The following is a 26,024-nucleotide window of genomic DNA, read 5'->3' as shown; positions in this document are numbered from 1 at the left end:
TGGTTTGTTCCTTGATCCTTAAGCGGCCAGTTTGGCGCGTTCTTCTAAAGCTTGGAGAGGAGGTGTGGCACTCGACACCCCCATTTTTTCCAAAGTTTCCTTGGCGGCAATTACAACTTTCCGCATAACCTTGTCGTCCATCTGACCGATGCACCCAACGCGGAAGCTGTCGACGACGGTCAACTTGCCCGGGTAAATGATGAACCCTTTTTCTTTCATCAGATTGTAGAACTGATCAAAGACAAAGTTATCATCGGCCGGGCAGAAGAATGTTACGATGATTGGGCTCAGCCAGCGATTGTCGAGCAGAGTTTCGAAACCCAGCTCACGCATGCCGGCGACCACAACATCCCTGTTGCTGGTGTATCGGGCTCCGCGACCGGAAACGCCGCCCTCAGCCGCATGTGCCCTGAGGGCTTCGATGAAAGCGGCAACCACATGGGTGGGCGGCGTAAATCGCCATTGACCGGTTTTGTTCATATGCGCCCACTGCGCGTGAACGTCCAGAGACAGCGAATGACTGTTGCCCTTGGCATCCTCAAGCTCGTTCTTGCGCGCGATTATGAACCCAAACCCCGGAACACCCTCAATACACTTGTTGGCGGACGAAACCATTGCCTCATAGCGGACTTCCGTAGGCTTCAACTCGATCGCACCAAAGGCTGACATTGAGTCGACAAGAAGCTTGCGACCAGCGGCGTAAACCGCCTCCGATATTTCCTCTATCGGATTCAGAATGCCCGAGCTTGTTTCGCAGTGGATAGCAACGACATGGGTGATCGTGGAATCATTCGCCAGAATCTCGGCAACTTCTGAACCACGCGGCGGCAGATAGTCGCCCTTGTCCAAGACAACATGATCGCGTTCCAGATACTCGAGCGTTTGCGCCGAGCGTTGACCGTAAGCGCCATTGGCCAGCACCAATGCCTTGCCATCGCGCGGAATGAACGAAGCCAGCATCGCCTCTACTGAAAACGATCCGCTCCCCTGCATCGGTACGCAGTCAAACTCATCGGCGCCCTCGCCAAGCAATGCCAAAAGACTGGAGCGTAACTCCTGGGTCATACCCCGAAAGTCATCATCCCAGCTTCCCCAATCCCTCAACATGGCTTCTTTCACGGCGTATGACGTGGTCAAGGGGCCAGGAGTTAGTAGATAGGGCTCGCCGAGACGCGGTTGTTCAATTTGAGGAAAAGAAGACGTCATAACCAAGCTCCAGATCAACGTTTCAAAGACACAGTTGCAGCAACCGCAGCTATATGTGAAATTGCAAATATCAATCTAATTATAAGCTCAGCCTATGCTCGAACCTTCAGGAGTTTGAAATGCGACATAGCCAGCTCAAAGCCTTTCATTTCGTGGCCAAATATGGTGGGTTTTCGCGTGCTGCAGAGGCGCTTTTTTTGACGCAGCCAGCAATCTCAGAGCAGGTTCGCAAACTTGAGCAGGATCATGATTTGTTGTTGTTCAAGCGTGAGCGAAAAAGAGTGAACCTAACCCCGGAGGGGACTCAGCTTTACCGGTACACCAAACAGTATTTTGAGATCGAGGATCAGATCGAGGACTATCTGTCAGAAACGAGGGCTGCGATCGACGGCGAGCTGCGGATCCTTGCCGATTCCGCGCACCACTTGACCGACTTTCTGGGACCGTTCCGAGAAAAATATTCGAACATTACGATTACCGTCCGCGCTGGCAACACCGAGGACATTTTGGAGGAGCTCAGATCTTACAATGCAGAAATTGGTGTTGTTGGCAGCGTGTCTCCCGGCAAGGACATGAGTGTTCTTAGCCTCGGTTCGACCGAGATCGTGGCATTCACGGCCCGCAGTTTGCTTCTCGCCTCAAAACCTACATTGTCCCTCGCAGAGCTGGCGGAGTTGCCTCTCATCTTCAGGGAACAGGGATCAAAAACACGCCAAAAGCTCGAAGATGAAGCCAGTAAACGGGGGGTGCCGCTGAAACCGGCGATTGTGGCCGAAGGAAGAGAGGCCGTCAGAGAGTTGGTGGCATCAGGTGCAGGTATCGGGTTCGTGTCCCAGGCAGAATACGGTCACGACGACCGTCTCAGACAAATCAAGCTGCAAGACGTCGACCTGCAAATGGGAGAAAGTATGATCTATCTCTCCCAACGGCGTGAGGTGAAGACCATTCGCGCCTTCATGAAATTCGCCAATTCTGTTCTAGAAGAAAAACAAAACCCCACCAATCAGTGATCGGTGGGGAGATGCCTAAATGGGTTTTCTTGTCAGCGGGTTCGCCAGGCTTGCGTGCGGCCGAGGACGCCTTTGGAAGCAATCAGGTGGATGATCCGCGCTGCGGCGTTTGTGTAGAAGATCATCATCCCCATTGCGGCAGCTGGCGCAATATCGCCCGCATCGTCCATGTTTAGCACTGCAATAGATGCCAACGTGGTTTTGGGCGAGTATAGGAACACAACCGCAGATACCGTCGTCATTGCGTTTACGAACAGATAGATTGATATGTCCAGCACGGCTGGCAGGCAAACAGGGACCGTGACACGGGCAAACAACTTCATCGTCGGTTGCTTGAGCGAGGCTGATACCGACTCGAATTCTCTGTCCATCTGCTTGAGCGCTGTCACTGCCGTCAGGTGCGACACAGTATAGAAGTGTGTCACCGTACAGATCACCAAAATTGCCATTGTTCCGTAGATACCGTTCAGCGGATTAGACGGGCTATTGAAGAAGAAGATGTATGACAGGCCCAGTACCATGCCCGGGATCGCCATTGGCAGCATCGCGAACATCTGAAAGATCGATCGACCTGTTCTAAACCCGTTCGACTTTTCAACCAGATATGCACCAAAGAAGACGACTGAAGTACCGATCACCGCTGTCAAAAGCGCCAGCTTGATCGAGTTAATGTAAGAGCCCCAACCGCCACCATCCATCTTGTTGAAATCGTAGTTCTTCAGGCTCAGGCTCAGGTCGTAGGGCCAAAACTTGATTAGCGCTGCGAATTGGCACACAGCCAGCAGCCCAACGATGAACAAACCGATCAGACAGCAATAGACTAGAAAGAACCGATCTGCCTTTCGATTTGGGGTTGGCTGGTACGGGACCGACCGGGCCGACAATAAGGCAACCTGCTTTGATTGCACCATGCGGTCGATGGCGAAGGCCAGGATTGCCGGGATCACCAGAACGACCGAGACTACGGCACCCATTTCAAAGTTCTGCTGGCCGATCACCTGCTTGTAGATATCAACCGCCAGAACGTTGAACTGACCTCCAATCACTTTTGGCAGACCAAAATCAGTTATGACCAGATTAAATACAACGAAAGCGGCCGAGATCAGACCATATCGCGCGCCGGGAACGGTGACCGTCCAAAAAGTACGCCACGGCGTTGAACGCAGGCTGACTGCAGCTTCGTATAGTCGTGCATCAGAGATCGCCAGCGCCGTTGAAATGATCAGGAAGGCGTGCGGGAAGGTGAAGAACACCGAGCCTATCACGATGCCAATCGGACCATAGATACTGGCGCCGAACAGCAACTCTTTTATCATGCCCTGATTGCCGAACAGATAGACCAGCGCGATCCCGGGCAACAGCGAAGGCACCAGGATCGGAGCCATCGCAATCAGACGAAACACACCCTTGAACCGCATGCAACTCCGGTTCAGCGCATAAGCGAACCAGAACGCCAAAGTTACTGTGACAATGGTGCTAATTACAGAAATCCAAAGGGAGTTCTTGATAGAATTGAACAGTGCCGGGGTTGAGAAGTAGTTGACGAAATTTTCCAAGCCTCGCGATTGAACTGGCCTCAGCTGAACCCGCCGGAACTGATTGGAATCGAGCGTGACCCAATCCATATTGTCTTGCAGCGTAGAACCGACAAGAAACCGCCCGGTGTCGCTCGTGTTACGGATTTGGTACATGACCGGACTGCGAAAGCTGAAATCGGGAAAAAGCTCGGTTACCGATAGCCGCCCGTCTGAGCCGGTAGACAGTTCGGTGCCTGAAAAAGCCCCGATTTGTTCGTTCAGTGTGTCGGCTGACAGGATGGTTCCGTCAAATTGCCCCGCTTCATCACTGACCTGAAACTCGTATTGTGACAACTCCATCCGATAGGTCGAGAATGACTTGGAAAGCATCGTGTAAAGCGGCAGGACCAACGTCGCGACCAGATAGAGTGCGATCACGATCATGCTGCCGCGCATCAGGATGTCATCCCTGCTGAGCTTGGGTTTGATGTCAGGTCCGGCTGGAAGAGTCCCCGGGTTGGTTGAAATCTCGCTCATGCTGCCGTCTCCGGAACATCGAAGGCCATTAGCCGGTTTTCGGGCAGCTCAATCACCATGGTCCTACCCTCTTCCAGTTCTAGGCGGCGCACGGCATTGATCGAAAAATCTGCGATCAGTTCCGAAGATCCAAATCGCTCGTTGCTTAAGCGGCATCGCCAGAATGAACCGAGGAATTCCATTTCATCGAGAGTGACGTCGATGCAATTCCTGTTGCCGCCGGTATCGAGATAACCAGCCTCATGCGGGATGATATCCTCCGGTCGGATCGCCGCAATCGCTGGCATTCCGTCGTTGAACGTGTGGCTGAGGCACGCAAAGGTCTTTTCGCCGACACTCAGTCGACCACCCTTGGTGACCTGAGACTGGATCTGGTTCATTTCCCCGATGAAGTCTGCCACGAACAAGTTTGCGGGTTCTCGGTAAATTTCTGTAGGTGACCCCACCTGCTCGATAACCCCATGATTCATGACCACGATCCGGTCCGCCATCGCCAGCGCTTCTTCCTGATCATGCGTAACCATCACAGTAGTCACACCCAGTTTGCGCTGCAGCTCTTTGATTTCGTGACGTAGATGGACGCGCACCTTTGCGTCCAATGCCGAAAGCGGCTCATCCAGCAACAAGAGACCGGGGTTGGTCGCAATGGCGCGGGCCAACGCAATCCGCTGCTGCTGGCCACCGGACAATTGCGCAGGATACTTTTTGCCTTGTTCAGGCAACCCAACCAAATGAAGCAGTTCGCTGACACGAACGGCAATATCCGATTTGCTGCGACCAGTGTTTTCCAAGCCGAAAGCAATGTTCTTTTCGATCGTCAGGTTCGGGAACAAGGCGTAAGACTGAAACACAATCCCGAAATCACGCTCTGACGGCGGCAGATTTGACACATCCTTGCCGTCTTGCATGACAGTGCCCTTGGTTTGCAGATCGAGACCCGCAATCGCCCGGAGCAAGGTTGTTTTGCCGCAACCCGACGGCCCCAGAAAGCAGACAAATTCGCCTTCGTTGATTTCGAGGGATATGTCCTTGAGTGCAAGAAAGCTGCCGAACGCCTTCCACAAATTCTGGATGCTTAGATACAGTTCACCGGGTGGGGTTTTCTGAAGCACGGGAGCGGTCCTCATATCTGCACCTCGGGAACGGCCGATCTGGGCCGGTTGAAGCCGGGCGCGCTGGTCGCGTTGTTTGGAAAAATAGAGTGGTGTGCAGAAGAGGTGCTTACACCTCTTCTGCAGGTTGGTTTACTTCGCTTCAGACTTCCCGTCATAGCGAGACTGCCATTCTTTCAGTATCGCCGCGCGGTTGTTGGCGGCAAATTCAAAGTCGTTGTCGATCATCGCATCCAGAAGACCTTCAGGGAAGTGCTCGACCGGTTTTGCGACGCCAGGATAGGCGACAACGGCGTACCCTGTATTGTACATCTCGTTGGCTTCCTTGGTGACGGTGAAATCAACCAGTTTCTGCGCGGCTTCGAGATTTGCAGTACCGGCAACAATAGCGGTCGCTTCCATGTCCCAGCCGACACCTTCTGACGGGACAATGATCTCAAGCGGCGCACCATCAGCTTTCGACTTAGCACCACGGAAAGCAAAAGAGATGCCAATCGGGATCTCACCTGCAGCAGCCAGTTTGCACGGCTTTGAACCAGAGTGGGTATATCGCGCGATGTTCTCGTGCAATCCGTCCATGTACTCCCAGCCGCCTTCTTCGCCGAACATCTGCAGCCAACTTGAAACATCAAGGAAACCAGTGCCCGACGAGTTCGGATTTGGCATGATCACCTGATCCTTATACATGGGGTCTGTAAGATCCTTCCACGAAGTTGGTGGCTTCAGTCCCGCCTTCTCGGCCTCGACGGTATTGTAGCAAACTGCCGCAACCCAAGCGTCCATGCCAACCCACGCCGGAGGATTGTCGCCATCGACAAATTTCGCGTCTAGGTCGCCAACACCCGCAGGCGCGTAAGGCTCCAGCATACCTTCGGACTTGAGCAACAACAGCGAAGTGGCTGCGAGACCCCACACGACGTCTGCCTGAGGGTTGTCCCTCTCGGCCAACAGTTTGGCGGTGATGATCCCGGTCGAATCCCGCACCCAGTTGATTTTGATGTCCGGATTGCTCGCATTGAACGTCTCAGCGTAGCGCGCCAGGTCTTCAGCTTCGACGGCTGTGTAAACTGTCAATTCGGTTTCAGATAACGCAACTGTAGCAGTCAAGGAGCTTACGGCCAGGGCTGCAAGAAATTTGGTCTTATGTTTCATCGTGATCCTCTGTCGGTTGATTATTCTCGGGAACGCCATTCTTGAGCAGCGCTTATTTGCAGTTCCATGCCCCGGCAGTGTGACAGATAAATAGATCAAGAAAAATCGATTATACCTTCCACATCATAAGCAAAACCTATGTAAGGCAATCCGCCCTAGCGCTCGGAATTGAGTGTCATACCCCATTGATATGAGATAGGAACTCTCCCTGCACCAGTCACCCAAGAGTTCCGTTCAAATCAGTACGCTTCGGCATTGGCCCATCGAACGGGCGGTGGGCTACGAAATCCGAGGCTACATACTGCTACCCGCAAGCACTATTCAGCGGAAGAGAAGATCAGGATCGTTCTGGACAGGCTCTAGGGTAAAGACAGCATTGCGGAGCTGTGCTGCCGGGCAGGCATCGCTCAGAGTCTGTACTATAGCTGGTCCAAAGAACTCCTTGAAGCTGGCAAGAAGCGCCTCGCGGGCTATAAGATACGTGCGGCGACCTTATCCGAAGTTAAAGACCTGCGCCTTGGACTCGTTATCCCGCAACTTCCTTCTCCTTAGTCCAACTTGTACGTCATCTTGTTAGGGCCAGAACCACAATTCCAACTGCCACGATTATCGCCGCCAGGAGCCTGTTGGATTTTGGACCCTCTCCAAACCACATCACACCAATTATTGAAGCGAAGATGACCGAACTTTCTCGGAGCGCCGATACGACACCCAACGGTGCGAAACTCTTAACATAGAGCACCAGACCATAGGCTAAGCCGGAAATGATTCCTCCTGCTAAACCTGACCAGACATATCTCTTTGGAAGTGCGATGAGGCGTTCCCATCGGGTCGAGAAGATGAACCCCGCCACGAAGATCTCGGCCACGAACAATACCGTGATATATCCAAGCGTATTCCCTGACAATCTCACGCCAATACCGTCAACCAAAGAGTAGGAAGCAATCATCAAACCAGTTCCGAATGCCGCCGCGATGCCTACCCAGTTCGTGCCCTTTCCAAGTCCGCCAAAAGACAGGCAACCGATGCCGGCCGAAATGCAGACAATACCGATCCACGCGCCCGGAGGAAGGAATTCACCGGCAAGAAAGACCGCTCCCAACGCCACTAATATGGGCGTTATCCCGCGCGAGATGGGGTACACCACCGATAAATCGCCGTAACGGTAGGCGGTGTTGAGAAACCAGTAGTATCCCCAATGAATCAAGGTGGAACCAATAATGTATGGAATTGCAGCCATTACTGGAAAGCCCGTAAAAGGAAGCACGGCAAGCGCAGGTATGGCATGCCCGATCGAGATTAATCCCAACATAATGGCCTTGTCAGGCGCGCCCTTTACGACCGCATTCCACAGCGCATGAAGGAAAGCCGCAAACAGTACGATGAGGATCGCATGTACTGTCATTGCTCGTCGCAATCAGCGAAAACGCCTTGTAGACACATATGATTTTGCACCTCTATGCGCTCTGCTTCATGAGCTGATCGACTGGTGTTCTACCAAATCTTCGCTTGTATCGCTGCGAAAGCGTCGTACAGGAAACAAATCCACAGGCCAATGCAATTTCTGTCATTTACAGGTCAGTGAATTCGGCGATGGCATGAGCCTTCTCCCACCGCTCTGCCATATAGTTTGGCTTTGAGTTCGTCATGGTTCGTAACGAAGTTAGGCATTGATTCGCGGTCAAAACTGTCCGGCTTCCGTGTCTTGAGAGAATTCAATCAGAATTGAAGAAAACGTATTATATGCGAAATGAACGCCGCAGGGCCCTATACCCGCCTCAAGGCCAAATCCGTTAACCATATTCAACACGCCAGCAGGCAGGATATCCGCGATCAGTTCACAGAACACCATGATCGTCGCTGGTGTTGCTTGGCCGGATTCAGGACCACGCAATAGCCAGCAGCTCCAGATTGTCGTCCAGCTTTTTGCTCTATCCGCATGAGAACATTCGCGCGCTCGGTCACGCTGGTCGAACCTCAGGTATCGGCAGTCGAATGCGCTGGGTCCAGTGCGGCCTCAACGTCTGAAGCATCAGACCGTGCGATTTGGCCAATGGGCTGGCCGTTGATCGGACTTAGATTGTCAAAATACCGGCCTGCCTTTGGCTTGCAAAAGTCGCCTCCGATGAAATTGTCATAATGGGATAGAAAGGGCGAGATACTCGTTGGCGCGTGCAGATTGGTCATCTCATTCATTGAATTTCTCCATAAGTTCACGGTCGGGGTTTTTGACATCCCGCGCAACGGCTGATGCAGCGGTGTGGAACCCGGCCCACCGTTCTTGTTGTACGGCGACTTGGCTAACACGATGAATTTTCAGAATGTATCCGACCATAGTAGTATTACTTTGGTCGCTGCTTGGGGTCTTCCTTTCCGCAATCGCCGAGAGCGCCAAAAAATGTGCCTCGAATGTAAGCGCTTGCACGAATCAAATGTAAGCGCTTACAGTGTCGCTCAGAACTGCAACCTTTTCGGATCCTGTTTTATGTTCCTTACCGCCTCGCTGATCGTCTTTGTCATCTACTTCGCCAACGTCGCTCTGGGGGCCTTTGCAGCAAGCGCATTCCTTGGGGACGTGGGCGAAATGCTGGTTCTGTTTGCCGCGTCGATATTGTTTGTCGTCGCCATTCTTCAAAAAGAGGCTGACCGAAACAAAAAGAACGGCAGCTAAGGATTTCTGGGAGGAAACATAATGGACAAAGATCGCAAGGACCTTGCGTCGGCAGCACGCCGAAATTTTCTGAAATTGACGGCAACAGGCGGCTTCACGGCGGCCATGGTAGCTGGTGCTGCGGGGACGTTGTGGTCAACTGAAGCTGCAGCGCAAAGTGCCAGCGAAGAGCGCGACCGTGAGGCTGCCGCGGACCATATCATGGTTCTGGCAACTGCCTATCCAGTCGGTGCGTCGCGTGGTTATCCAATCATGCAGCTGGACCTGAAGGAAAACATCCAGAACGCGACCAACGGCAAGATCTATGTCAAACTCGCGCCTGGCGGGCAGCTGGGTGCAGGCGGCGCGCTGGTGCAGGCGGTGCAGGGTGGCACAATTCAGGCAGCACAGCATTCGCTTTCGAATTTCGCGCCGTTTGCGTCGACCGTTGACCTGATCAACATGCCGTATCTGTGCGGATCGAACCAGCGTTTCACAAACCTCGTCAACTCGCAGTTCTGGAAAGACTCGGTCGAGCCGAAGGTCGAAGAAAACGGCTTTAAGGCGCTGTTTTACATCAATATCGACCCGCGTGTCGTCGCCATCCGCAAGGGCGGCCCCGGACCGGTCCTGACACCCGGCGATCTGTCCGGCGTCAAGTTCCGCGTTCCCGGCTCGAAGATGCTGCAGCAATACTATCGCATGGTTGGTGCAAATCCGACGCCTGTGGCCTGGGGAGAAACCCCGTCTGCGATCAAACAGGGCGTCGCTGACGCGCTTGACCCGTCCGTGGGTGCGCTCGAAGTCTTTGGTTTCAAAGATATCCTGAGCCATGTGACTTTCACCCAGGCCGTGCCAGACAGCCAAGTTTATTCGTGCAACCTGGAATGGTTTAACTCAATGCCCGCCGACGTGCAGGAAGGGATCATGTGGGGGTCCGAGATGACCTCGCACCAGAACCTTGCCAAAGTGCCATCGGCCCGCGCCTACGCTATGGCCGAACTGATCAAAGCAGGTGTCGAATTCCACTCGCTCAGCGAAGAGCAACTGGCCGAATGGAAAGCCGCTGGTGGCTACCAACGGTCCGAATGGGACGAGTTCAAGATCGATCTGGCCGGGTCCATGGACAACTTCGCCAAGATGGAAGAAGCCGCAGGTACCCAAGGCAAGTACTACGTGCATGACGCTTAACAGTCGGGTCGGGCGTGCCTCCACGCGCGCCCGATCACCAATATTCTCCCGCCTCAGTAAAATCCAAACGCTTCAGCGCGGTTCGTTTTGCTAGGCAAATCAGCAGGTTCTCACATGAGCTTTTTGCGCCGAATTGATAGAGACGCCGAGCGCTGGTTGCTTCTGGTCTTCTACGTGATGCTTGTCATCACCATGGCGATCGAGGTGCTGCGCCGGGAAATATTCTCTTTTTCCTCGATCTGGGGCGAAGAAATTGTGCGGTACTCCTTCATCTATCTCGCATGGATTGGTGCTGCGGCTGCAGTGAAAGAGCGCGCGCATATCCGCATTGACGTGCTGATGCACTACCTTGGGCCGCGTCCGAAGGCTTTGCTGTATATCTTTGGCGACCTGGTGATGTTCGGTGTTGCTGTGATTGCCCTCTATTGGTCCTACGAAGCCGTGCATGTGTCTGCCAAATTCGGGTCGGTCACGGACGGGCTGCGCATTTCCAAAGTATGGTTCCTGATGGCGGTTCCATTGGGGTTCGGCCTGATCATATTGCGGCTGATTCAATCCCTACTGCGCGACATCCATTCTCTCAGAACGGGCAAACCCGTTTTTGAGGGCGACACACTCTTTGATTGAGGGATGAATTGAATGCTTTGGCAAACCTTTGATCAAACCGTCGAGCTGGGTTGGGATTTCTATCTCCCCGTTATCATATTCGTCTCGCTGATTGCACTGGCGGTTCCGGTTTGGGCCGCCATCGGGACTTCGGCGATCCTGATGCTGGTCATGTCCGGCGACCTTCCCCTGAGCCTTGTTGGTGAAAAGCTGTTCACCGGCATTGACGCCTTCGCGCTGACGGCGGTGCCGCTGTTTATCCTGACAGGGGACGTGCTGGTCCGAACCGGGCTCAGTCGAAAATTCCTTGATGTTGCCGAGGCATTGACGTGTTTCACCAAGGGTGGTTTCGGGTCTGCCACGGTTCTTGTCTGTGGCATGTTTGCGGCCATTTCGGGATCGGACGCAGCTGGTGCGGCCGCGGTCGGACGTATGACTATCGCACGCTTGGTCGAAAGCGGCTATCCGCGCCCCTATGCCTGCGCTCTGGTGGCGGCAGGCGCCTGTACCGGCATTTTGATCCCACCGTCGATCGCCTATATCATCATCGGCCTTGTTCTGGGGATATCCGCATCGACCTTGTTCCTTGCGGCCTTGATCCCGGGGATCGCGATCCTGTTGTCGATCCTGATCACGAACCTGATCGTTAACCGCATCTACGCCTATGAAGGTGGTGGACAGATGACGATGGCCGAATGGTTGGGTAATCTGGGCCGTGCTCTAAAATCCGGTTGGTATGCGTTTATCGTGCCGGGCATCATCTTTTACGGCATATTCTCGGGCCGCCTGACACCAACAGAAGCGGGTGCAACGGCCGTCGTCGTGACAATCATCATGGGCTTTATTCTGCGGACGCTGTCCCTTGCGGATTTTCCCGCCATGCTGGTCAGTTCGGCAAAGGTGAACGGCGTCATCCTTCCCATAATCGCTTTCTCGGCTCCGCTGGCCGAAGCGCTGGCCATCATGGGCGTGCCGCAAGGTTTTGTGACATCGGTGACCGGGCTGACGGATGAACCATGGTTACTGATCCTGCTGATGATCGGAATCCTGATCGCCGCCGGTTGCGTTATGGAAACCACGCCGAATATCGTGATCCTTGCGCCTATCCTGAAACCACTCGCGGACAACATCGGCATGAACGAGATACAGTTCTGCATCATGATGATCACAGCTCTTGGCGTAGGCTTCATCACGCCGCCATTGGGGCTCAACCTGTTCGTGGTGTCTGGCATAACCGGGGAATCCATCCTCAAGATTGCCGCCCGTGCCGTTCCCTTTGTTCTTTGCATGTTCTTGGTTGTGTTGCTGATTGCTTATATGCCAGCGATTTCGACTACGTTCTTGCCCGAAATCTACAAGTAGGACCTCGCTAAGATGAAACGTGAATACCTGAAAAAAGCGACCCTAACCGCTAAATCGGATGCTTCCGAAGTCCACGAGACGGTCAGGACAATTCTGGCTGATATTGAGGCAGGCGGAGATGCAAAGGCTATGGAATACGCCGCCAAGTTCGATCAGTACGAGGGCAATGTCCTTTTGACTGCCGAAGAAATCGAGGCGGCAGGAGCGCTTGTGCCGGAGAGGCTGAAAGCGGACATCCGGTTTGCGCATGACAACGTCAAACGGTTTGCCGAGGCGCAAAAGGCCACAGTATCCGATGTCGAGGTTGAAATCGTACCGGGCATGATTGCGGGGCAAAAGGCTATCCCTGTTGATGCGGCGGGCTGTTATGTGCCCGGCGGTCGCTATAGCCACATTGCTTCGGCCATCATGACTGTGACAACGGCCAAAGTTGCAGGTTGTCGCCACATTACCGCCTGTTCGCCACCCCGTCCCGGTGTAGGAGTTGCCCCGGCCATCATTTATGCCGCGAACCTGTGTGGTGCGGACAAGATTATGGCACTTGGTGGCGTTCAGGGTGTGGCTGCAATGACGTTCGGACTGTTTGGCCTGCCCAAGGCCAACATCCTCGTGGGCCCCGGCAATCAGTTTGTTGCAGAAGCCAAGCGCATTCTTTTTGGCCGTGTCGGGATCGACATGATCGCGGGCCCAACGGACAGTTTGATCCTTGCAGATGCAACAGCTGATCCGCATATCGTGGCAACGGATTTGGTAAGTCAGGCCGAACATGGCTACAACTCGCCTGTTTGGCTGGTCACAGATGACCGGGTGTTGGCCGAAAAGGTGATGGAGCTTGTGCCTGCCCTGATTGATGATCTGCCCGAGGTGAACCGCGACAACGCCTTTGCCGCTTGGCGTGACTATGCGGAAGTGATCGTATGCTCAGATCGCGAAGAAATGGCTGTTTGCTCCGATGATTACGCGCCCGAACACCTGACAGTGCAGGCCGAAGATCTGGATTGGTGGCTTGAGCGGCTCACATGTTACGGCTCGTTGTTCCTTGGGGAAGAGACGACCGTTTCCTATGGTGACAAAGCGACGGGTACCAATCATGTGCTGCCAACGTCAGGGGCCGCCAACTATACTGGCGGTTTGTCAGTCCACAAATACATGAAGATTGTCACATGGCAGCGTGCAACACGCGAGGGTGCCAAGCAGGTTGCCGAAGCCACAGCGCGCATTTCCCGCCTTGAAGGGATGGAGGGGCACGCCCGTGCTGCGGATGTTCGTCTGGCCAAGTATTTCCCGGATGAAGCATTCGACCTGACCGCAAATGGCTGATCCAAGATCACTGTTTGACCTGACTGGCCGCGTGGCCTGTGTAACCGGCGCCAGCTCCGGCCTCGGGCGGCGTGCGGTCATCGCACTGGCAAGTGCCGGGGCCCGCGTGGTGGGCGTAGCCCGGCGCGAGGACGCCCTGCAGCGCTTGCAAAACGAGGTCGGCGAAGATGTGGACTACGTTGCAGCGGATGTCGCCGACCGTGATGCACTCCCACACTTGGTAGAAGCGGTCAGCGCACCGTTCGGAGCGCCAGACATCATTGTGCACGCCGCTGGCATCAACATCCGTCAGACGGCGGATGACGTGACACCAGAAGGTTGGGATCAGACCGTGGCGCTGAACATCTCGGCTCCGTTTTTCCTGAGCCAGGCACTGGTGCCCGCCATGAAGGCCAAGGGGTGGGGGCGGATCGTGAATTTTGCATCGCTCCAAACCACGCGCGCTTTTCCCGGTGGCATCGCCTATGGGACGACCAAGGCGGGCATAGCCCAACTGACCCGCGCAATGGCTGAGGCCTGGTCGACCTATGGCATCACAGCCAATGCGATCGGACCCGGATTTTTTCCGACAGAACTGACCGAGGCCGTCTTTGCCGATCCGAACCGAGCCACGCGCAATGCCGTCCAGACCTGCATCGGACGCAATGGCCGTTTGGAAGACATGGACGGCCCCATGCTGTTTCTCTGCTCGGACGCGTCCGGTTACGTGACCGGACAAACCTTGATGGTCGACGGAGGGTTCACAGCAAAATGAAAGCGTTGGTCTACGAAGGTGTCGAAACGCTTGGTGTGCGCGAAGTCCCCAACCCGACGGTCGGCCAGGGCCAGTCGCTGGTTCGTATCGAGGCCTCGGGCATCTGCGGGTCGGACATGCACGCCTACCTCGGCCATGACGACAGGCGTCCTGCGCCCTTGATTCTGGGCCATGAGGCTGCTGGTGTGATTGAGGGCGGCGCGCGTGACGGCGAACGGGTCACGATCAATCCGCTGGTCAGCTGTGGCACTTGTCCCGCGTGTCAGACGGGCCGAGATAACCTGTGCCCGGACCGTATGATCATCTCCATGCCGCCGCGCGAAGGGGCCTTTGCTCAATATGTGGCAATGCAAGGCAGCAATCTTATCGTGGTGCCGGATCATGTTCCGTTGCAAAAGGCTGCACTGGCCGAACCTCTGGCCGTCAGTTGGCATTCCATACGGTTGGGGCTGACGGCGCTTGATCCGGGTGCCAGCCGCACGGCGCTTGTACTGGGGGGCGGGGCTATTGGTCTTGCCGCGGCCCTTGCCCTCAAGGCGCAGGGGGTCGATGACGTAACTGTTGCTGAACCAAGCGACAAGCGACGCACATTCCTGGAAGATCAATGCCTTGTGAAATCTGTACCCACAGGGGCAGGGCAGTACGGCATCGTGGTCGACGCCGTCGGATACGCGGCAACACGCGCGGCAGCTTCTGCCATGGCTGAACCGGGGGGTGTCATTGTCCACATCGGCCTGGGAGAAGACACGGGTGGCCTCGATATCCGGCGGATGACCTTGCAAGAGGTGACGTTCATTGGAACCTATACCTACACACCGGAGGACTTCCGGGATACCTGCAGCGCGCTTTTCGATGGCGCGCTTGGCCCGCTAGACTGGGCAGAACATCGCAGCCTGAATGATGGACCGCAGGCATTTGCCGATCTACGATCGGGAGCGGTTGCAGCCCCCAAGATCATCCTCGATCCGTGGGCCTGACACTTATGATCACCAACCAAATGGAGACACTTCATGTACTATAAAATCCTCGTCCCGATGGCGCTGGACCATGGCGTGTCGACTCATACACTTGAGATAGCCAACGCGCTGAGCGCAAAGGATGCCCAGATCTTCGCCCTTCACGTTCATGAGGCGCCCCAAGGCTCTGTTAGTGCGTATCTGGACGAAGAGATGGTTGCCGCCGGGTTTGAAAAAGCGCGTGCTGATCTTGAGGGCAAATTGTCTGGACATCCCGGTGTCACGCCTGTGATTGTAAAAGGACATTCGGCCCGCACTATCATCGACTATTCCGAGGCGCATGGCATCGACTGCATCGTGCTTGGATCCCACAAACCTGGTCTGAGAGATTATTTCCTGGGCTCCACAGCTGCTCGCGTCGTGCGGCACGCAGGCTGTGCCGTCCATGTGCATCGCGCGTCCTCTTGATGACGCTCTCCTCTCCTTTCAAGAAAGGCCCTTCTGCAACATGAACATAGACAAGAAGATCACCGATGATCTTGTCGCGAATGACATCTCGTTCGTGACGACGGTGCCCTGCAAACAGCTTGCGGGCGTTATCGAGGAAATAGACCAACACCCCGATATCTTCCATATTCCGTCGAACAAGGAAGACGAGGGCATGGGCCTGTGTGCCGGTGCGTGGATGGGTGGAAAACGCCCTGCGATCATCATGCAGAACACAGCCATTGGGGTGACGATCAACACTCTTGCGACGTTGATCCAGTATTACCGGATGCCGCTGCCGATGTTGATCAGCTACCGCGGAGAGCTGCGTGAGCCCGTGGCTTGCCAGGTGGAAATGGCGGTGCATACCAAGGCGCTGCTGGCACAGATGAATATCCCCACCTACCACTTCCATCACCAGAAGGATGTGGAAGAGCTGGATATGATCCTGAAGTATACCTTTATGTGCAACAAACCCGTGGCAATCCTGACCGATGCCAGTTTCTGGGGAGGCTATGGCGACCAATGATCCGTTCTGAAATCCTCAAGGAAATTGCACCTCAACTCCGTGATCAACTAGTGGTCTGCAACATTGGCATCCCCAGCCAAGAACTGCATGCCATCGACGATCAACCAACGAATTTCTACATGCTCGGCACGATGGGCCTCGCTTCGTCTATCGGCTTGGGTCTGGCGCTGGCGCAGCCTAAAACCGTGATCTCCATTGATGGCGACGGGTCGGTGTTAACCAATCTGGGCACCTTGCCAACCATTGGGAACAATATGCCTCCAAACTTTATCCTGATGATCATCGACAATGGATCATATGGATCAACCGGTGATCAGCCGACCTATACCGGGCGCAAGACCGACTTGGCGGGCATGGCGCGTGCGGCCGGATGTGACAATGTCGTTGAAGTGCAGGATGTTGATACCGGGAAAGCATTGCAAGAGGCGATGGACGCGCAGGTCGGCACGGTCATGATCGTGAAATGCGACAGCGGAAATGCCAAGATGCCAGTCATTACAATGGACCCGGTGATCATCAAGGATCGCTTTATGAAAGCGGTGGCTGGTTGATGAACCGCGCCGCGCGAATTCATTCCAGTGAGGATGCGCGGCGTTTGGCCAAGGCACGTCTGCCTTGGATGGTGTTTGACTATATCGATGGGGCCGCAGGGTCAGAAACGGGGGCTGCGCGTAACCGCGCTGCTCTGGATGACATTTGCCTTGAACCCCGGATACTGAAAGATGTCAGCCATCGGTCTTTGGACATGCCGCTGTTTGGCAAGATTGCCAAGCGGCCCTTTGGCATTGCGCCGATGGGCATGTGTAATTTGTCCAGACCTGGTGCAGATCTGATGCTGGCGCGGTTGGCCGCGCGCGCATCCGTGCCTTTGGGGGTCTCGACCGTGGCCTCAACCCCGCTGGAAAAAATGATCGAGGTCGCCGAAGGGCACGCGTGGTTCCAGCTTTATTTCAGCGGGGACGGAACGGGGTCATTCAAGCTGGCAAAGCGGGCGCAAGATGCCGGATACGAAACCCTGATCGTAACCGTCGACGTGCCCGAGGTTGGTCGCCGACCGCGTGAGTTGCGCCATGGTTTTACCATGCCATTCCGTATCGGACCCCGCCAATTTCTGGACTTTGCCCTGCACCCGCAATGGTCGCTTATGTCACTTGCCGCAGGTCGTCCGCAGATGGCAAATTTCGAGATGCCGGGCTTTGAATTCGACCGCACCGAAAGCCGCGCGAGGGCGACTTGGACAACATTGAAGGCTCTGCGCGATTTGTGGCAGGGCAACCTGGTAGTAAAAGGCGTGACCAACGCCGAGGATGCGCTGCAGTTGAAATCCGAAGGCGTTGACGCCATTCAAGTGTCAAATCATGGCGCACGGCAACTTGAAAGCGCACCCGCAGCCGTTCACGCGCTGGGCCGGATACGAGATAGCGTTGGTGCGGATTTTCCGCTATTTTACGACAGTGGCTTACGATCTGGCGAAGACGTTCTGAAAGCCCTCGATCAGAGCGCAAATTATGTGTTCTTTGGCCGCGTATTGCAATTTGCCATCGCCGCGGCCGGCGAAGAGGGTTTGCATAGACTGTGGAATATTCTCAGCGAAGAGTTGTCCAGTGCACTTGCTCAGGTTGGTCGGACGAAACTGACCTGAAGCAACGGAACAAATGTGAATGCCGTCGGTAACGCCTCTAACGCACACGATCCGGATGCCGTTACGAATTATTTTGCCCCGGACGCTGTGTTCGACTACGCCAGCGGCCCGAGGTGTTTGCCCGCCGGTTCGAGAGTGCAAAGACCCTGAATTGGGAAGCGTTGGGAAACCTAAGCAACCATTCATTTCAGACGCGCATGCGTGCGCTTTGCAGGAAGCGAAAGCCGATCACGTTTCTCTCGCCGACCGCGATTTTAGCCAGTTTACGACTTGCATCACCGCGTGTTGGTTTGCGGCCGAACGCTCTATGAGGAGGTAAAAATCGCTACCACCGATGTCTCTTGCCGCACCAACCTCTACCAGGCGTCCTGCCTCAAGATCTCGGGAAACCATGAAACGGCTGACAAGGGCCACACCCTGTCGCGCGATGGCAGCGTCAACCGCTAGCGCTGTCTGGCTTAATCGAAGGCCGCGTTGCGATTTGTCACGAACCCCTAGGTCTGCAAGGTATCGCGGCCAAAGGTCATGCGTGTCATGAATTTTGGGCAGGTGTGCAAGGTCATCTGGTGTTAACGAATCGAATGCTTCGCTGATAAACTCGGGTGCGGCTACGGCAATCACCTCTTGTCTGAAAATAAGCGCCGCACGAAGCGCGGCGCCAAACGGCGGCGATCCCTGCCGGACGGCAAGGTCGATCCCGTCGCTGTGAAAGCTGGAGACTTTTTCAGTGGCCATGATCCGCAAGTCGATTTCCGGATGGCTCTCTGCAAAGTCTGGCAGATTCGGGATCAACCATCTCGCAGCAAAAGTCGGGGTGACGCTTATTATAACCTTGTCCGGTTCCGGCTTTAGCTCGGCGGTTGCAGATCTAAGGCTCGCAAAGGCAACCGATATACGTGCGTGATAGCTACGGCCAACCGAGGTGAACTCCAATCCTTTGGGCACCCTTTCGAACAATGTGACTTCTAGGTGAGCTTCCAGCAGTCGCACCTGCTGCGCCACCGCCCCTTGTGTTACGCCCAACTCATCGGCAGCGGCGCGGAAACTGAGGCGGCGCCCAGCGACTTCGAATGCCCGTAAACCGTTGAGGGGAGGAAGATCAGCCATGAGACAATAGTATTTCTACTGTAATGAAACATCAAATCTCAATCGAACGATCCATCGAAACAGGATATTTTCACAGAATACAAAAGGGGAATCGTCAGATGGCAGTAGAAAAAGTAGCTTTGATTGCCGCGGGCGGGAGTGGCATGGGGGCTGACGCGGCGCGCCGGCTTGCCAAAGATGGCTTCAAAGTCGGCATCCTCTCTTCTTCGGGTAAAGGCGAAGCACTCGGCGCCGAGCTGGGTGGTTTTGGCGTCACTGGTTCTAACCTCAGTGGTGACGATCTGACTGCTTTGGTCACGGGCGCGACGGAGCGTTGGGGCCACGTCGATGTCTTGGTCAATTCCGCCGGTCATGGCCCGAAAGGGCCCGTATTAGAGATCGGTGACGATGATTGGCATCAAGGGATGGAGGTCTATTTGATGAATGTGATCCGCCCAACACGGCTGGTGACACCCTTGATGCAGCAACAGGGCAGGGGGGTGATTATCAACATCTCTACTTTCGCGGCGTTTGAGCCCGATCCGCTGTTTCCAACATCAGGCGTCTTCCGGGCAGGATTGGCCGCCTTTGCCAAACTCTATTCTGATAAATATGCCGCAGAGAATATTCGCATGAATAACATCCTGCCGGGTTTCATCGACAGCCTGCCCGAAACAGAAGACCGCAAAGCCCGGATTCCGATGGGACGTTACGGTCATGCTGCGGAGGTCTCTTCGCTTGTCTCATGGCTGGCGTCTGAAGGCGGTGGCTATATGACGGGTCAAAACTTGCGCGTTGATGGGGGATTGACCCGCGCTGTCTGAGGCAACGTATCTGTTTGCACAACATCAAGCCTCAATGCATTTGTGCATTGCCTGAGGCAGTACAAAAGGAAGCGGGCCGGTCGGCACAATGCCGATCGGTAGGTTGATGCCGTAAACTTGCTGCATCAGGTCGTCGGTGAGGATATTTGAAGGTGTACCAGAGCCCCAGACAGTGCCCTGTGACATCACGTAAACACAGTCTGCAGATAACGCGGTGAGGTTCAGATCGTGCATCACCACCACCACACCTCCACCTTGGGCGGCAAAATCGCTTGCGATACCAAGGACCGTAAATTGATGCGCGATATCCAGGCTGGCAACCGGTTCGTCCAGTAAAAGCCAACTGGGATGATCGGCCCGTTGTGCCTGCCAGACCTGCGTCAAAACACGGGCTAACTGTATACGCTGCTGCTCACCCCCGGACAGGGTCTGGTAAGACCTCTGCTCGAACCCGGCTAAGTCGACATGTGCCAGGGCGGTAGTGACCGAACTGTCATCTTGTGCGGCCAACCCGTTTGCCAGCCCCAGTCTGACAATCTCGTGCACTTTGAAAGGAAAGGCCACGCTGGTCGATTGTGGCAGCACGCCCCGTTTTGCGGCCAGTTGCCAGGGCTTTAACTCTGAGATGTCGTGGCCATTCAGGGTGATGGTTCCGGTCGAGGCAATCTCTCCGGCCAATGCCTTTAGTAAGGTCGACTTGCCCGATCCGTTGGGCCCGATGATTGCGGTGACCTGACCGGGATCGGCCTTGAAATTCACGTCGTGCAAGATGTCCTTTCGGCCCAGACTGACGCAGATATTCTTACCTTGCATGATTTACATTCCCATAATGCCGTGGCGGCGCAGGAGGATCCAAAGAAAGACCGGTGCGCCGAGAATTGCCGTGACGATCCCGATTGGCAGTTCCGCCGGGGCCACCACGACCCGGCTGATCATGTCGGCGCATAGCAGCAGACTGGCACCCAGCAGGGCGGAATTCATCAAAAGCCTGTGGTGGTCCGGCCCGGTTGCCAGACGTAGCAAATGGGGGACCACAATTCCGATGAATCCGATGCCGCCGGACACGGCAACAGCGGCCCCTGTTGCACCGGAAACTGCAAGAATGGCGATGTTCTTGCTGCGCTGAACCGGGATGCCCATGTGATGGGCCACAGCCTCTCCCATCGCCAGACCGTTAAGCGCGCGAGCCAGAAATTGTGTGCTTGCAAGGGCAACCAAAATGATTGGCGCAGCCGAGGCGATTTTGGTCCAGGTTGCCCCAGCTAACGATCCCATTCCCCAGAACGTCAGGTCGCGTAATTGCTGATCATCGGCCATGTATACCAGAACACCCGATGCGGCGCCGGATAAGGCACCTAATGCAATGCCGGCCAGTAGCATGGTTGCGACCGAAGTCTGCCCCCCGCTGGTCGAGACACGGTATAGGATCAGAACAGACGCCCAGCCACCAAGAAAAGCAGCAATGGCCACTAACCCGTTTCCTGTCCAGACCAAAACCGACACTGGCAAGTGGCTGCCAAGGATGATGGCTGAAATTGCGCCCAGACCTGCGCCCGCGCTGACGCCGACAATTCCGGGGTCCGCCAACGGGTTTCGGAAAAGCCCTTGCATGACCACCCCTGAAACAGCCAGCGCGGCACCGACCAGAATCCCCATGGCAAGCCGGGGCAAGCGTATGTCCCAAAGGACAATCCGATTCAGGTCAGACAGGGACCGCCCATTGATTAGGTCGATCACCGCCATGTTTAACGACGCATCCGAAGCACCGACTGAAATGCTTGCGGCGCTGGTCAGGCCAAGCAATACCAGTAAGGCCAAGGTAACCCGCCGTGCGGTTGCTCGCCGATTGTACCCGGGTGCCTCGGCGCTCATATGATCCAACGTCAGCGTCATGAGCCACCTTCATCCTGCAGGGCTGCTGACAGATCAGAAATGGCACTGGCGGTTCGAGGGCCAAACCCAAGAAGATATGCACCCTGCATGCGGATCAGCATCTTGTTCTGGCCCGCCGGGGTCAGCTTGACTGCGGGCAGTGAAAAGAGCGCGGCATCCTCGGTATTATTATCACCCCGCCGATCCATCATAAGGATGACATCAGGCGCAGCCGACACCAGCGCTTCGGGCGTCATTGGCTTGTAACCTGACACTTTGGCGGCGGCATTTACACCGCCAGCCAATCGAATGATGCTGTCTGCTTGGGTATCCACACCTCCCACTGTGATCCGGTTATCCTGCACCGACAGAACAAACAGAACCCGTTTCGGGTTGGATCCTGCGGCACTACTAGCCGCCAATTCCGCCTGATTGATCTGGCGTATGGTTTGCGCTGCCAATCCCTCGGCAGCAACGTCAGTGCCCAGCACGGCCCCAACGGTTTGGATTTTTTCGACCACGCCTTCCAGAGAGAACTCATCCTTGATCGTGACGTATTGCACGCCCGCTTCCTGCAGAACCGCAATCGCCTCTGGTGGTCCTGAACCTTCAAGCGCCAGGACCAAGTCTGGTTCTACCGACAAAACGCCTTCGGGCGACAGCGCGCGTCGGTATCCGATATCGGGCAGGTTCATCGCTTCTGTCGGGTAGGTTGATGTTCGGTCGCGACCAACTAGCCTGTCTTGCTGACCCAGAGCGTAGACGATTTCAGTGATGGAACTGCCGATCGCGATGATCCGCTTTGGTTCGTCGTCCGCAGCCTGCACGACCTGTGTACTTAGCAGCATAGCCAAGGCAGGCCAGATCACTCGCATCCTGTTCATGTCAGCGCGGCCTCGGGTTGTGGTTCAAGTTCGGCAACCAGCGCGTCCCAGACCGGGCGATGGTCGGTTTCGCCAGTGCGCAGACCGAATATCTGGAAGATCAGCCCACCTTCGGCATCGAACGCCTCGACAGAGACGGCGGGGCCGCGCTGCGTCGGTTTGGTGACAGCCCAGACCTCTGCAATATGGTCCGTCCTCAGATGCAAATTGAAACGCGGGTCTAGCACATTGAACCAGGGTCCCATCTGCTTGATCGTTCCGATACGGCCACCGTGAATTTCGATACATCCACGATTGCCAACAAAGATCATCACCTCAATCTCCTTGTCGCACACCTGTTCGAACATTGGTGATATTACCGACGGCGTCAGTTCCCTGACGAGCGGTTGGCCGGCGATGCGATAGGCCCCCAATCGGTTCATCTTGAGCTTTGAGGTCAAGCGCATGAACTGGTGGGTGTCCGTCATCTTGGCCCATTCCGCACGTAGGATTTCCGTCTTTTCGGGGTTGGACTTGGGCGCTTCGGTCGGTCGGCGCGGTTCTAAATCAAGAGTTTGCGATTGGTCCTCAGACGCAAGGGCGCTGACAAGCTTATCCCAATGGTCCAGATCCGATCCTTCGCGCAGGAATATCTTGTGCACCGCATCGCCTGCGGCATCAAAGACCTGAAGCGAGCGTTTCACACCGCTGTCGGTTTTGCGTTCGATCGCAAAGGCATGGACCCAATGGCCGGGAAACATGCGCAAATCAATCTCATCTGTCAGAACCATCGAGGCATGAGCACCCGAATGGTAGTTGTCGTATTGACCGACCTTTTCGATCACGCAGGAGATATTGCGCGTCAACCCCATAACCTCTCCCAACCCGTTGAGCATTGGGAAAAGGTCATCAAGTTTTGCCGTCAGCCGTGTAACGTCGTTCCCGGCGAAGGCAGCGACCAACTGGCCTTCGGTAAGTCCAATCGATTCTGCCAGATCGCGGTCACGTTTGCCGCTGTTTTGCGCATAGGCTGCACGAATTTGAGCCGGGGTGTTAGGCACCTTTTCCGTCATGGGTTTTCCCATCTTCGAGTTGATTTTCAGAGGTGCTGGCCCGGCAGCCGAATTGTTCGGGTGCCCGCTGGCGAGAGTCGGCGATGCGACAACGATTTATTGTTGACTGTTTTAGTAACCTTTATTAACGAGCACAAGTCGCCAAAAAAAGGCGGCTCCAAAAAACAATAAAACAGACTGACCAAAGCCAGCATGGCGCAAGCATTTCAGGTCCTCCTACTGTTTCGAAGGGACAGAGATGCGTGTGCAAATACGGAAGATAGCTTTGCTGGGAACGGCTTCGTGCCTCAGCATGATTGCGGCTGGCGCTATGGCGCAAGACCAAGACGATGGTTTCCTGGGCACCCTGATACTTGGGGAAAGCAAACGAGAGATTCAGACAGACACTGCCGTGCCGGTCACAAATATTGATCAGGAAGAGATCAACGACCGGCAGGCCAATACGGTTGCAGAGCTGATCGACTCGGTTCCGGGGGTAAGCCTGGTGAACGGCTCGACCCCTCAGGGATCGGGCATCAATATTCGCGGCTATGGTGCAAACGGCACGTTCGGAACCGACCAGAAGGTTCTGATCCTGGTCGATGGTGCCACAACGGGCGCGGAAGAGCTGTATCGGATCGGCAACCAGCTTTTTACTGACCCCCAGCTTTACAAAAGCGTCTCGGTCATTCGGGGCACTGTCGGGTCATTCGAATATGGGTCCGGGGTTGTTGGCGGTGTCGTTCAGCTGGAAACCAAGGACGCGTCAGATTTCACCGGTGGCGAGCCGGGTTTTCGGTTCCGTCAAACCTTTGAGGGGTATTCGAACGGCAACGGTTTTGCCTCGTCCTCTATCCTGGCTTGGCAGCCGAATACCCAAACGGAATTCCTGTTCAACTACACCTATCGCGATCAGGACGATCAGGAGGATGGAAACGGCAATACGATCGGCAACAGCGCGTTCACGCTGCCGTCGCTTCTGGCTAAGGGCAAATACAGTTTCGGCAACGATCTCGAACATTCGTTCACCGCATCCTACAACCAGTCCACATCTGAAGAGCGCGACGTCCCTTATGACTCGTTTGGCACCACGTCGGATGCCTTTGGTAATGTAGACCGTGATATCGAAACAAAGATCGGTATCCTGCGGTATCAATATCAACCCACTGGAAATGATCTGGTCGATCTGGATGTGAACCTCAGCTATTCTGAGCAGGCGATCGAAAGCAGCTATGTTTCCGGGTCTTCCAGCCTTGAAGGCACGCCATTCTTCCCCGGCATTCAGGCCCTGGCAGATGCCACACATAACTATGAAACGACAAAGCTGACGATCAAGAACACGTCGTATTTCCAGACCGGCATCGCCTCGCATGACCTGCGGGCCGGGATCGAGTTTATCAACCGCGAACGGTTGGACGCGGCCTCGGCCCCGGGTGGAACCGACCGTCGATTTGCCCTGTTTGCTGTGGACGATGTGCAGATCGGTGACAATCTGACGATTACCCCCGCGGTGCGATATGAGACGCAGGACATCGACGGTGATGATGACGCCGCGGCCCCGTTCAACGAAAGCTATGACAACAACGCGCTTATGGGCGGGTTGTCGGCGCGGTACGCGTTCAACAGCGGTTTCGCGATCTTTGGTGGTGCCGCCTACACGGAAAGCCTGCCGATCATCGATGATCTGGGCACGCCGCTTTACATGACGCAACCCGAGAGATCCCGCACGTGGGAAGCTGGTTTTTCCTATGATCGCGGTGACGTGTTTGCCGAGGGCGACGTGATCCGCGCCAAGGTCAATTTCTATCAAACGACCCTGTGGGATATCACCTCCTACGTCTCTGGCACCCCGTCTCAACCCCTGTCCGAAGTGGAAACAAAAGGCGCCGAGATCGAAGCCTCTTATGCCAATGCGGGTGGGTTCTACGTCGATTTCAACTCGAACATCGTGACGGGTACGGAAACCAGCGTCACCGGCGATGACTCGCGTTGGCGGAATGAGCCGTCGGATTCCGCGCGCCTGACATTGGGCAAGCGGTTCGGTCAGACGTTGGACGTCAGCTGGGAAATCTTCGGTGCCCGGGCCGGAACGGACTCGAGCGGGGACGCGACCGCGGGATACGGAGTAAACTCTCTGCGTGCGACCTACATGCCGCAAGAGGGTGTGTTTGAAGGCTTTGAGCTGCGCGCCGGTATCGAGAACATCCTTGATAAGGACTACCGCCCGAACCTGTCGACCCGCAATTCGACGGGCCGGACCTTCAAGCTCGGCCTGGCCAAAACCTTCTGATCCCAAG

26 protein-coding genes and 1 pseudogene are annotated in these 26,024 nt (G+C 55.4%); 15 read left to right on the top strand and 12 right to left on the bottom strand.

Annotated elements, in window-relative coordinates; all coding sequences use genetic code 11:
• Window positions 1–18: 18 nt before the first annotated feature.
• Window positions 19–1,206 carry a 2-aminoethylphosphonate--pyruvate transaminase gene (locus AC2FH8_RS14115; RefSeq protein ID WP_496690044.1) on the bottom strand — a complete coding sequence of 396 codons (1,188 nt, stop codon included), beginning with the start codon at window positions 1,204–1,206 and terminating at the stop codon, window positions 19–21.
• A 119-nt stretch (window positions 1,207–1,325) separates the two neighbouring features.
• On the opposite strand from AC2FH8_RS14115, the gene AC2FH8_RS14110 reads away from it, so the two are divergent.
• Window positions 1,326–2,216: a LysR substrate-binding domain-containing protein gene (locus tag AC2FH8_RS14110; RefSeq protein WP_142637687.1), complete on the top strand. Its 891-nt coding sequence runs from the start codon at window positions 1,326–1,328 to the stop codon at window positions 2,214–2,216.
• Between the two features lie 32 nt (window positions 2,217–2,248).
• Here the strand turns inward: AC2FH8_RS14110 and AC2FH8_RS14105 are convergent, their stop codons facing one another.
• The 3 genes from AC2FH8_RS14105 to AC2FH8_RS14095 all read right to left on the bottom strand — a co-directional run bounded on the left by AC2FH8_RS14105 (window position 2,249) and on the right by AC2FH8_RS14095 (window position 6,534).
• On the bottom strand, window positions 2,249–4,270 hold the full coding sequence (locus AC2FH8_RS14105) for a putative 2-aminoethylphosphonate ABC transporter permease subunit (RefSeq protein ID WP_281995492.1): 2,022 nt from the start codon (window positions 4,268–4,270) through the stop codon (window positions 2,249–2,251).
• The gene (locus tag AC2FH8_RS14100; RefSeq protein WP_281973207.1) at window positions 4,267–5,382 is read right to left on the bottom strand and encodes a putative 2-aminoethylphosphonate ABC transporter ATP-binding protein; all 1,116 of its coding nucleotides are present in this window, start codon (window positions 5,380–5,382) and stop codon (window positions 4,267–4,269) included. Before AC2FH8_RS14100 ends, AC2FH8_RS14105 begins: the two co-directional genes overlap by 4 nt.
• 132 nt (window positions 5,383–5,514) lie before the next feature.
• Entirely contained in the window at window positions 5,515–6,534 is a 1,020-nt protein-coding gene (locus AC2FH8_RS14095; RefSeq protein WP_271949918.1) for a putative 2-aminoethylphosphonate ABC transporter substrate-binding protein, read from the bottom strand.
• A gap of 255 nt (window positions 6,535–6,789) precedes the next feature.
• On the opposite strand from AC2FH8_RS14095, the pseudogene AC2FH8_RS14090 reads away from it, so the two are divergent.
• A pseudogene (locus AC2FH8_RS14090) lies at window positions 6,790–7,050 on the top strand (transposase); the annotation flags it as partial.
• Window positions 7,051–7,099: 49 nt separating this feature from the next.
• On the opposite strand, the gene AC2FH8_RS14085 reads toward AC2FH8_RS14090, so the two are convergent.
• The 3 genes from AC2FH8_RS14085 to AC2FH8_RS14075 all read right to left on the bottom strand — a co-directional run bounded on the left by AC2FH8_RS14085 (window position 7,100) and on the right by AC2FH8_RS14075 (window position 8,730).
• Window positions 7,100–7,939 carry a DMT family transporter gene (locus AC2FH8_RS14085; protein ID WP_142637693.1) on the bottom strand — a complete coding sequence of 280 codons (840 nt, stop codon included), beginning with the start codon at window positions 7,937–7,939 and terminating at the stop codon, window positions 7,100–7,102.
• A 52-nt stretch (window positions 7,940–7,991) separates the two neighbouring features.
• Window positions 7,992–8,105, bottom strand: a complete 114-nt coding sequence (locus AC2FH8_RS14080; protein ID WP_496690043.1) for an AraC family transcriptional regulator — start codon at window positions 8,103–8,105, stop codon at window positions 7,992–7,994.
• Window positions 8,106–8,511: 406 nt separating this feature from the next.
• Window positions 8,512–8,730 (bottom strand): hypothetical protein, encoded by a 219-nt coding sequence (locus AC2FH8_RS14075; protein WP_496690042.1) that lies wholly within the window; start codon window positions 8,728–8,730, stop codon window positions 8,512–8,514.
• Between the two features lie 289 nt (window positions 8,731–9,019).
• Between AC2FH8_RS14075 and AC2FH8_RS14070 the strand changes: the two genes are divergently transcribed.
• The 11 genes from AC2FH8_RS14070 to AC2FH8_RS14020 all read left to right on the top strand — a co-directional run bounded on the left by AC2FH8_RS14070 (window position 9,020) and on the right by AC2FH8_RS14020 (window position 18,030).
• Window positions 9,020–9,205 carry a hypothetical protein gene (locus AC2FH8_RS14070; protein ID WP_142637697.1) on the top strand — a complete coding sequence of 62 codons (186 nt, stop codon included), beginning with the start codon at window positions 9,020–9,022 and terminating at the stop codon, window positions 9,203–9,205.
• A 21-nt stretch (window positions 9,206–9,226) separates the two neighbouring features.
• The gene (locus tag AC2FH8_RS14065) at window positions 9,227–10,375 is read left to right on the top strand and encodes a TRAP transporter substrate-binding protein (RefSeq protein WP_496690041.1); all 1,149 of its coding nucleotides are present in this window, start codon (window positions 9,227–9,229) and stop codon (window positions 10,373–10,375) included.
• Between the two features lie 114 nt (window positions 10,376–10,489).
• Entirely contained in the window at window positions 10,490–11,002 is a 513-nt protein-coding gene (locus AC2FH8_RS14060) for a TRAP transporter small permease (protein WP_281973202.1), read from the top strand.
• A 12-nt stretch (window positions 11,003–11,014) separates the two neighbouring features.
• Window positions 11,015–12,343 carry a TRAP transporter large permease gene (locus AC2FH8_RS14055; protein WP_142637703.1) on the top strand — a complete coding sequence of 443 codons (1,329 nt, stop codon included), beginning with the start codon at window positions 11,015–11,017 and terminating at the stop codon, window positions 12,341–12,343.
• Window positions 12,344–12,355: 12 nt separating this feature from the next.
• Entirely contained in the window at window positions 12,356–13,663 is a 1,308-nt protein-coding gene (hisD, locus tag AC2FH8_RS14050) for a histidinol dehydrogenase (RefSeq protein ID WP_142637705.1), read from the top strand.
• Window positions 13,656–14,417 (top strand): SDR family NAD(P)-dependent oxidoreductase, encoded by a 762-nt coding sequence (locus AC2FH8_RS14045; RefSeq protein WP_282022013.1) that lies wholly within the window; start codon window positions 13,656–13,658, stop codon window positions 14,415–14,417. Before hisD ends, AC2FH8_RS14045 begins: the two co-directional genes overlap by 8 nt.
• A complete protein-coding gene (locus tag AC2FH8_RS14040; RefSeq protein ID WP_496690040.1) occupies window positions 14,414–15,394 on the top strand; it encodes an alcohol dehydrogenase catalytic domain-containing protein in 981 nt (326 codons plus the stop codon). The genes AC2FH8_RS14045 and AC2FH8_RS14040 overlap by 4 nt, the downstream gene beginning before the upstream one ends.
• A 33-nt stretch (window positions 15,395–15,427) precedes the next feature.
• Window positions 15,428–15,841, top strand: coding sequence for a universal stress protein (locus AC2FH8_RS14035; RefSeq protein ID WP_282027722.1), 414 nt, complete (start codon window positions 15,428–15,430; stop codon window positions 15,839–15,841).
• Between the two features lie 40 nt (window positions 15,842–15,881).
• Window positions 15,882–16,388: a sulfopyruvate decarboxylase subunit alpha gene (gene comD / locus AC2FH8_RS14030; RefSeq protein WP_496690039.1), complete on the top strand. Its 507-nt coding sequence runs from the start codon at window positions 15,882–15,884 to the stop codon at window positions 16,386–16,388.
• Window positions 16,385–16,939 (top strand): sulfopyruvate decarboxylase subunit beta, encoded by a 555-nt coding sequence (gene comE / locus AC2FH8_RS14025; RefSeq protein WP_142637717.1) that lies wholly within the window; start codon window positions 16,385–16,387, stop codon window positions 16,937–16,939. Before comD ends, comE begins: the two co-directional genes overlap by 4 nt.
• Window positions 16,939–18,030, top strand: a complete 1,092-nt coding sequence (locus AC2FH8_RS14020; RefSeq protein ID WP_496690038.1) for an alpha-hydroxy acid oxidase — start codon at window positions 16,939–16,941, stop codon at window positions 18,028–18,030. Before comE ends, AC2FH8_RS14020 begins: the two co-directional genes overlap by 1 nt.
• A gap of 228 nt (window positions 18,031–18,258) precedes the next feature.
• Here the strand turns inward: AC2FH8_RS14020 and AC2FH8_RS14015 are convergent, their stop codons facing one another.
• Entirely contained in the window at window positions 18,259–19,137 is an 879-nt protein-coding gene (locus AC2FH8_RS14015; protein WP_496690037.1) for a LysR substrate-binding domain-containing protein, read from the bottom strand.
• Between the two features lie 98 nt (window positions 19,138–19,235).
• Between AC2FH8_RS14015 and AC2FH8_RS14010 the strand changes: the two genes are divergently transcribed.
• On the top strand, window positions 19,236–19,940 hold the full coding sequence (locus tag AC2FH8_RS14010) for an SDR family oxidoreductase (RefSeq protein ID WP_496690036.1): 705 nt from the start codon (window positions 19,236–19,238) through the stop codon (window positions 19,938–19,940).
• 24 nt (window positions 19,941–19,964) lie between these two features.
• Here AC2FH8_RS14010 and AC2FH8_RS14005 read toward each other — a convergent pair whose 3' ends face one another.
• Genes AC2FH8_RS14005 through AC2FH8_RS13990 form a run of 4 tightly spaced genes read right to left on the bottom strand, consistent with a single transcriptional unit; the run spans window position 19,965 to window position 23,748 of the window.
• Entirely contained in the window at window positions 19,965–20,753 is a 789-nt protein-coding gene (locus AC2FH8_RS14005) for a heme ABC transporter ATP-binding protein (protein ID WP_496690035.1), read from the bottom strand.
• A gap of 3 nt (window positions 20,754–20,756) precedes the next feature.
• Window positions 20,757–21,833, bottom strand: coding sequence for a FecCD family ABC transporter permease (locus tag AC2FH8_RS14000; protein WP_496690034.1), 1,077 nt, complete (start codon window positions 21,831–21,833; stop codon window positions 20,757–20,759).
• Complete coding sequence (locus AC2FH8_RS13995; protein WP_496690033.1) at window positions 21,830–22,696, bottom strand: heme/hemin ABC transporter substrate-binding protein; 867 nt, start codon at window positions 22,694–22,696, stop codon at window positions 21,830–21,832. Before AC2FH8_RS13995 ends, AC2FH8_RS14000 begins: the two co-directional genes overlap by 4 nt.
• Complete coding sequence (locus AC2FH8_RS13990; protein WP_496690068.1) at window positions 22,693–23,748, bottom strand: hemin-degrading factor; 1,056 nt, start codon at window positions 23,746–23,748, stop codon at window positions 22,693–22,695. Before AC2FH8_RS13990 ends, AC2FH8_RS13995 begins: the two co-directional genes overlap by 4 nt.
• Before the next feature lie 238 nt (window positions 23,749–23,986).
• Between AC2FH8_RS13990 and AC2FH8_RS13985 the strand changes: the two genes are divergently transcribed.
• Entirely contained in the window at window positions 23,987–26,017 is a 2,031-nt protein-coding gene (locus AC2FH8_RS13985; RefSeq protein WP_496690032.1) for a TonB-dependent receptor domain-containing protein, read from the top strand.
• Window positions 26,018–26,024: the final 7 nt, after the last annotated feature.

This window comes from Ruegeria sp. CDSC025, from assembly GCF_059610805.1.
The sequence above is the reverse complement of the archived record's forward strand: the minus strand, read 5'-3'. Positions and strand labels throughout refer to the sequence as shown.

What these genes read in the sequence shown, in the direction of transcription:
- AC2FH8_RS14115 (WP_496690044.1), bottom strand. Translation starts at nt 1,206, where the DNA reads ATGACGTCTTCTTTTCCTCAAATTGAACAACCGCGTCTCGGCGAGCCC.
- AC2FH8_RS14110 (WP_142637687.1), top strand. Translation starts at nt 1,326, where the DNA reads ATGCGACATAGCCAGCTCAAAGCCTTTCATTTCGTGGCCAAATATGGT.
- AC2FH8_RS14105 (WP_281995492.1), bottom strand. Translation starts at nt 4,270, where the DNA reads ATGAGCGAGATTTCAACCAACCCGGGGACTCTTCCAGCCGGACCTGAC.
- AC2FH8_RS14095 (WP_271949918.1), bottom strand. Translation starts at nt 6,534, where the DNA reads ATGAAACATAAGACCAAATTTCTTGCAGCCCTGGCCGTAAGCTCCTTG.
- AC2FH8_RS14085 (WP_142637693.1), bottom strand. Translation starts at nt 7,939, where the DNA reads ATGACAGTACATGCGATCCTCATCGTACTGTTTGCGGCTTTCCTTCAT.
- AC2FH8_RS14080 (WP_496690043.1), bottom strand. Translation starts at nt 8,105, where the DNA reads ATGACAGAAATTGCATTGGCCTGTGGATTTGTTTCCTGTACGACGCTT.
- AC2FH8_RS14075 (WP_496690042.1), bottom strand. Translation starts at nt 8,730, where the DNA reads ATGAATGAGATGACCAATCTGCACGCGCCAACGAGTATCTCGCCCTTT.
- AC2FH8_RS14070 (WP_142637697.1), top strand. Translation starts at nt 9,020, where the DNA reads ATGTTCCTTACCGCCTCGCTGATCGTCTTTGTCATCTACTTCGCCAAC.
- AC2FH8_RS14065 (WP_496690041.1), top strand. Translation starts at nt 9,227, where the DNA reads ATGGACAAAGATCGCAAGGACCTTGCGTCGGCAGCACGCCGAAATTTT.
- AC2FH8_RS14060 (WP_281973202.1), top strand. Translation starts at nt 10,490, where the DNA reads ATGAGCTTTTTGCGCCGAATTGATAGAGACGCCGAGCGCTGGTTGCTT.
- AC2FH8_RS14055 (WP_142637703.1), top strand. Translation starts at nt 11,015, where the DNA reads ATGCTTTGGCAAACCTTTGATCAAACCGTCGAGCTGGGTTGGGATTTC.
- hisD (WP_142637705.1), top strand. Translation starts at nt 12,356, where the DNA reads ATGAAACGTGAATACCTGAAAAAAGCGACCCTAACCGCTAAATCGGAT.
- AC2FH8_RS14045 (WP_282022013.1), top strand. Translation starts at nt 13,656, where the DNA reads ATGGCTGATCCAAGATCACTGTTTGACCTGACTGGCCGCGTGGCCTGT.
- AC2FH8_RS14040 (WP_496690040.1), top strand. Translation starts at nt 14,414, where the DNA reads ATGAAAGCGTTGGTCTACGAAGGTGTCGAAACGCTTGGTGTGCGCGAA.
- AC2FH8_RS14035 (WP_282027722.1), top strand. Translation starts at nt 15,428, where the DNA reads ATGTACTATAAAATCCTCGTCCCGATGGCGCTGGACCATGGCGTGTCG.
- comD (WP_496690039.1), top strand. Translation starts at nt 15,882, where the DNA reads ATGAACATAGACAAGAAGATCACCGATGATCTTGTCGCGAATGACATC.
- comE (WP_142637717.1), top strand. Translation starts at nt 16,385, where the DNA reads ATGATCCGTTCTGAAATCCTCAAGGAAATTGCACCTCAACTCCGTGAT.
- AC2FH8_RS14020 (WP_496690038.1), top strand. Translation starts at nt 16,939, where the DNA reads ATGAACCGCGCCGCGCGAATTCATTCCAGTGAGGATGCGCGGCGTTTG.
- AC2FH8_RS14015 (WP_496690037.1), bottom strand. Translation starts at nt 19,137, where the DNA reads ATGGCTGATCTTCCTCCCCTCAACGGTTTACGGGCATTCGAAGTCGCT.
- AC2FH8_RS14010 (WP_496690036.1), top strand. Translation starts at nt 19,236, where the DNA reads ATGGCAGTAGAAAAAGTAGCTTTGATTGCCGCGGGCGGGAGTGGCATG.
- AC2FH8_RS14005 (WP_496690035.1), bottom strand. Translation starts at nt 20,753, where the DNA reads ATGCAAGGTAAGAATATCTGCGTCAGTCTGGGCCGAAAGGACATCTTG.
- AC2FH8_RS14000 (WP_496690034.1), bottom strand. Translation starts at nt 21,833, where the DNA reads ATGACGCTGACGTTGGATCATATGAGCGCCGAGGCACCCGGGTACAAT.
- AC2FH8_RS13995 (WP_496690033.1), bottom strand. Translation starts at nt 22,696, where the DNA reads ATGAACAGGATGCGAGTGATCTGGCCTGCCTTGGCTATGCTGCTAAGT.
- AC2FH8_RS13990 (WP_496690068.1), bottom strand. Translation starts at nt 23,748, where the DNA reads ATGACGGAAAAGGTGCCTAACACCCCGGCTCAAATTCGTGCAGCCTAT.
- AC2FH8_RS13985 (WP_496690032.1), top strand. Translation starts at nt 23,987, where the DNA reads ATGCGTGTGCAAATACGGAAGATAGCTTTGCTGGGAACGGCTTCGTGC.